Source organism: Polaromonas sp. P1_E1_2, assembly GCF_056406035.1.
The window spans coordinates 1-4,286 of the sequence record NZ_JBFUAZ010000374.1 but is presented as its reverse complement, the minus strand read 5'-3'; the positions used below and the strand labels follow the sequence as shown (position 1 = coordinate 4,286).

Here is a 4,286-nt window from a genome sequence, read left to right as displayed (position 1 = left end):
CCCCTAGACCGTGGCGCTTGAAGAGAAGACTACGGCCCGGCAGTCCGTCGTTTCCATCGCCCGCAACAAACTCAGGAGTCCGCCAACATTGTTCTGGTAGTACATGAGAGGGCGTTGCACACTTTCCCCTACGGCCTTGAACCCGGCAAAGTGGACGGCCGCAACGCAGTGGTAGCGTTGCAGGACCCCGGCCACAAAATCGGTGTCCAGTACGTTGCCGCGTTCGCACGGTACGGGCTGACCCGTCAGCTGCTGCAGCCGGTGCAGCACGGCAGGATGGCTGTTGGAAAAGTCGTCGAGGATGACAGGCTGGTAGCCGGCATTCACCAGCGCCACAAAAGTATGGCTTCCGATGTATCCGGCTCCACCGGTTAATAGCACACTAGGTCGCACACTGGATTTGTTCAGGGTCATTGCAAAAGGCTGCATGGCAGCGGGTTGATTTGATACGGGTCACGACGCCGGCGTAACACTGCTGAAACATGTTCGCGTGAGGGATTGCATGGACGGGCAGCATCCAGACATCACCAGACCATTCCCTTTCAGGGGCTAGTTACGAGTGTCTTTGACGCGTGGAGAAAGGATGTCAGCGTAAGCCGCATATGTGCGTGGGAAGCCGTCACGCTGGCCTCAAAGCGTTTCGAATCGTTCGGTAAGCACTTGTGAATGACGGTTGCAAATCGCCAGCTGGCGGGCAGCTGAACTGTTCGTGAGCAGTTGGCATCCCAACGGCAAACGACAAAAAGTCACAAAGATCAGGGGCTGCTGCGACTGCTCGCACAGTGCGCTGAATTCCCGGGAATTAACCCGGCGTAGCAAATCGCATGAAAAAAGCCCGGGGGAGGCCGGGCTTTCGTTGATGGAGAGGCTGTGCTTACATGCCGCTGTAATTGGGCCCGCCGCCGCCTTCAGGTGTGACCCACACGATGTTCTGAGTCGGGTCCTTGATGTCGCAGGTTTTGCAGTGGACGCAGTTCTGCGCGTTGATCTGCAGGCGGTCGGAGTTGTCGGGGTTCTTTACGAACTCGTAGACACCGGCCGGGCAGTAGCGGCTTTCGGGGCCGGCGTATTGGGCCAGGTTGATGCTCACCGGCACGCTCGCGTCCTTGAGCGTCAGGTGCGCGGGCTGGTGCTCTTCGTGGTTGGTGTTGGAGACGAAAACCGAACTAAGGCGGTCGAAGGTGATCTTGTTGTCGGGCTTGGGATACACGATGGGCGTGCACTCGGCCGCCGGCTTGAGCTTGGCGTAGTCCGGAATGCTGTTGTGGATGGTCCAGGGCGGCGACTTGAAGCCCAGCTTGGGCAACAGCCAGTGCTCGATGCCGGTCATGAAGGCGCCGACGTAGAGGCCTTTCTTGAACCAGGACTTGAAATTGCGCGACTGGTTGAGCTCCTGCGCGAGCCAGCTCTTGGCATAGGCTTCAGGGTAAGCGGCCAGTTCATCGTGCTGGCGGCCGGCGGTGACAGCTCCATAGGCGGCCTCAGCGGCCAGCATACCGCTCTTGATGGCCGCGTGGCTGCCCTTGATGCGGGCGGCATTGAGGTAGCCGGCTTCGCAGCCGATCAGCGCGCCGCCCGGGAACACGGTCTTGGGCAGGCTGAGCGCGCCGCCTGCGGTGATGGCGCGCGCGCCGTAGCTGAGGCGCTTGCCGCCTTCGAGGTAAGCCTTGATGCTGGGATGGGTCTTCCAGCGCTGCATCTCTTCAAACGGGCTGAGGTAGGGGTTGCTGTAGTCCAGGCCGGTGACCATGCCCAGCGTGACCTTGTTGTCCTCCAGGTGGTACATGAAACCGCCACCGTAGGTCTGGCTGTCCATGGGCCAGCCGGCAGTGTGGATCACAAGGCCCGGCTTGTGTTTGGCCGGGTCGATTTCCCAGAGTTCTTTCACTCCCAGCGCGTAGCCTTGCGGGTCCCTGTCTTCGTCGAGCTTGAAGCGGTTGATCAGCTGGCGGCCCAGGTGGCCGCGCGCGCCTTCGGCAAACACGGTGTACTTGCCGTGCAGTTCCATGCCGAGCTGGAAGTTGTCGGTCGGCTGGCCATCCTTGCCGATGCCGAGGTTGCCGGTGGCCACGCCCTTGACGGAGCCGTCGTCGTTGTAGAGCACTTCGGCCGCCGCGAAGYCCGGGAAGATTTCAACGCCCAAGCCCTCTGCCTGCTGCGCCAGCCAGCGCACCACATTGCCCAGGCTGATGACATAGTTACCTTCATTGTGGAAGCAGTCCGGCACAAAAAAGGCGGGCGTCTTGATCGCGCTTTTCTCGCTGAGAAAAAGAACCTCGTCGGCGGTGACAGGCTGGTTCAATGGCGCGCCTTGCGCTTTCCAGTCCGGAATCAGTTCGGTCAATGCCTTGGGGTCCATAACCGCACCCGAAAGAATGTGGGCACCGGGTTCGGAACCCTTTTCGAGAACCACCACGGAGATGTCCGTGGCTTTTTCTGCGGCCAGTTGTTTCAGGCGAATGGCGGTAGCCAGCCCGCCGGGCCCGCCGCCCACCACGACCACGTCATATTCCATTGCTTCGCGCGGGCCGAACTGGGCCAGAATTTCTTGGGTATTCATCGGGGACTCGCTGATAATGATTTTCAGGAAGGATTGTCGGTCTCGCGTTGGATTTTATGTCGCGAATGCGGCGATGCGAACGGTCGTTCTCTTTTGTACGGTTTAAATTGAGAGAGGAGCCTCTAATGGCTTACAGCATTGATCTGTCGGGGCGTGTCGCTCTCGTGACCGGTGCATCCGGCGGGCTGGGTGCGCAGTTCGCCAAAACACTGAGCCGTGCCGGCGCGGCCGTGGTGCTGGCCAGCCGCAGGCTCGACAAGCTCAAGGACCTGCGCGCGCAGATTGAGGCTGCGGGTGGCGATGCGCATGTGGTTGAGCTCGACGTGACCGACCACGCCAGCATCAAGGCCGGCGTGGCCCATGCTGAAACGGAGGTCGGCCCCATCGACATCCTGGTCAACAACTCCGGCGTGAGCACCACACAGCGCATCCAGGACGTCGGCGAGGAAGACTATGACTTCATCTTCAACACCAATGTGAAGGGCGCCTTCTTCGTGGCGCAGGAAGTCGGCAAGCGCATGCTGGCCCGTTCGCGCGGTGCCGGGCCCGGCAACTATGCCGGCGGCCGCATCATCAACATCGCCTCCATGGCCGGCTTGCGCGTACTGCCGCAGATCGGCGTGTACTGCATGAGCAAGGCCGCCGTGGTGCAGATGACCAAAGCCATGGCGCTGGAGTGGGGCAAGTTCGGCATCAACGTCAACGCCATCTGCCCCGGCTATATTGACACCGAGATCAACCACCACCATTGGGAAACCGAGCAGGGCAAGAGGCTGGTGCAGATGTTGCCGCGCAAGCGCATCGGCAAACCGCAAGACCTGGATGCACTGCTGGTGATGCTGGCCAGTGGCGAGAGCCACTTTGTCAACGGCGCGGTGATAGCGGCGGATGACGGTTTTGGCGTATGAATTTCTGGAGAGCAACATGATGGATTCGGTAGTCCCTTACCTCGGCCCGATAGGCCTTATTTTCCTGGCCTTGCTGGCGGGCGTGGTCAGCCCGGGCCCCAGTTTTGTGCAGGTTGCGCGCATCGCGGTTTCGCGTTCACGCGCTGACGGCCTGGCTGCCGCGGTGGGTATGGGCCTGGGGGCGCTGGTGTTTGCCGCGTTGGCGCTGGCCGGGCTGCAGGCGTTGCTGGCCGCCTTGCCTGGTGTCTACATGGCGCTCAAGGTCGTGGGCGGCCTGTACCTGATGTGGATCGCCTTCAATATCTGGCGCGGCGCGCGCCAGCCGCTGGAAATGAGCGGCGATGACAAGGGCGCCTCGCGTCGCACGGTGTTGCAATCGTTTCGCCAGGGGCTGGTGACGCAGCTGAGCAACCCGAAGATCGTGGTGGTTTACAGCAGCGTGTTCGCGGCCCTGTTGCCAGCGCAGTTTCCCTTGCCCGCAGCCCTGCTGGTGCTTGTGGGTGTACTCGTGATGGAAACCGGCTGGTATGCCGTGGTGGCGGTGGTTTTGTCTTCCGCTGTGCCGCGCGCAGCCTACCTGCGCAGCAAGGCTGCGGTAGACCGCACCGCCGCCGGTGCGATGGGGCTGCTAGGTTTGCGCCTGGTAGCCACTGCGCACACTGCCTGACGGATGCTGACGGGCATTCTGGCCGGGCTCGCGGCGGGCGCGCTGTGGGGCCTGGTGTTTGTGGCGCCGCGCATGCTCGACATGGGCGTGGGCGGCTATTCGTCCATTGACCTGACGGCCGGGCGCTTTGCGGTGTACGGCGTGTTCGCCG

At 61.8% G+C, this 4,286-nt stretch carries 4 protein-coding genes and 1 pseudogene; 3 read left to right on the top strand and 2 right to left on the bottom strand.

Going from position 1 to position 4,286, the window contains the following annotated elements; genetic code table 11:
• Positions 1 to 3 precede the first annotated feature (3 nt).
• Complete coding sequence (locus tag AC1D1P_RS15950; protein WP_477673649.1) at positions 4 to 414, bottom strand: GDP-mannose 4,6-dehydratase; 411 nt, start codon at positions 412 to 414, stop codon at positions 4 to 6.
• A gap of 460 nt (positions 415 to 874) precedes the next feature.
• Entirely contained in the window at positions 875 to 2,560 is a 1,686-nt protein-coding gene (locus tag AC1D1P_RS15945) for an electron transfer flavoprotein-ubiquinone oxidoreductase (protein ID WP_477673648.1), read from the bottom strand.
• Between the two features lie 125 nt (positions 2,561 to 2,685).
• Between AC1D1P_RS15945 and AC1D1P_RS15940 the strand changes: the two genes are divergently transcribed.
• The 3 genes and pseudogenes from AC1D1P_RS15940 to AC1D1P_RS15930 form a co-directional block, all read left to right on the top strand.
• Positions 2,686 to 3,468 carry an SDR family oxidoreductase gene (locus AC1D1P_RS15940; RefSeq protein ID WP_457280162.1) on the top strand — a complete coding sequence of 261 codons (783 nt, stop codon included), beginning with the start codon at positions 2,686 to 2,688 and terminating at the stop codon, positions 3,466 to 3,468.
• Between the two features lie 16 nt (positions 3,469 to 3,484).
• Positions 3,485 to 4,135 (top strand): LysE family translocator, encoded by a 651-nt coding sequence (locus AC1D1P_RS15935; RefSeq protein WP_477667857.1) that lies wholly within the window; start codon positions 3,485 to 3,487, stop codon positions 4,133 to 4,135.
• Positions 4,136 to 4,138: 3 nt separating this feature from the next.
• A pseudogene (locus AC1D1P_RS15930) lies at positions 4,139 to 4,286 on the top strand (DMT family transporter); the annotation flags it as partial.

Bases quoted from the DNA above. Each gene is read 5' to 3' on its own strand.
- AC1D1P_RS15950 (WP_477673649.1), bottom strand. From the start codon at position 414: ATGACCCTGAACAAATCCAGTGTGCGACCTAGTGTGCTATTAACCGGT.
- AC1D1P_RS15940 (WP_457280162.1), top strand. From the start codon at position 2,686: ATGGCTTACAGCATTGATCTGTCGGGGCGTGTCGCTCTCGTGACCGGT.
- AC1D1P_RS15935 (WP_477667857.1), top strand. From the start codon at position 3,485: ATGATGGATTCGGTAGTCCCTTACCTCGGCCCGATAGGCCTTATTTTC.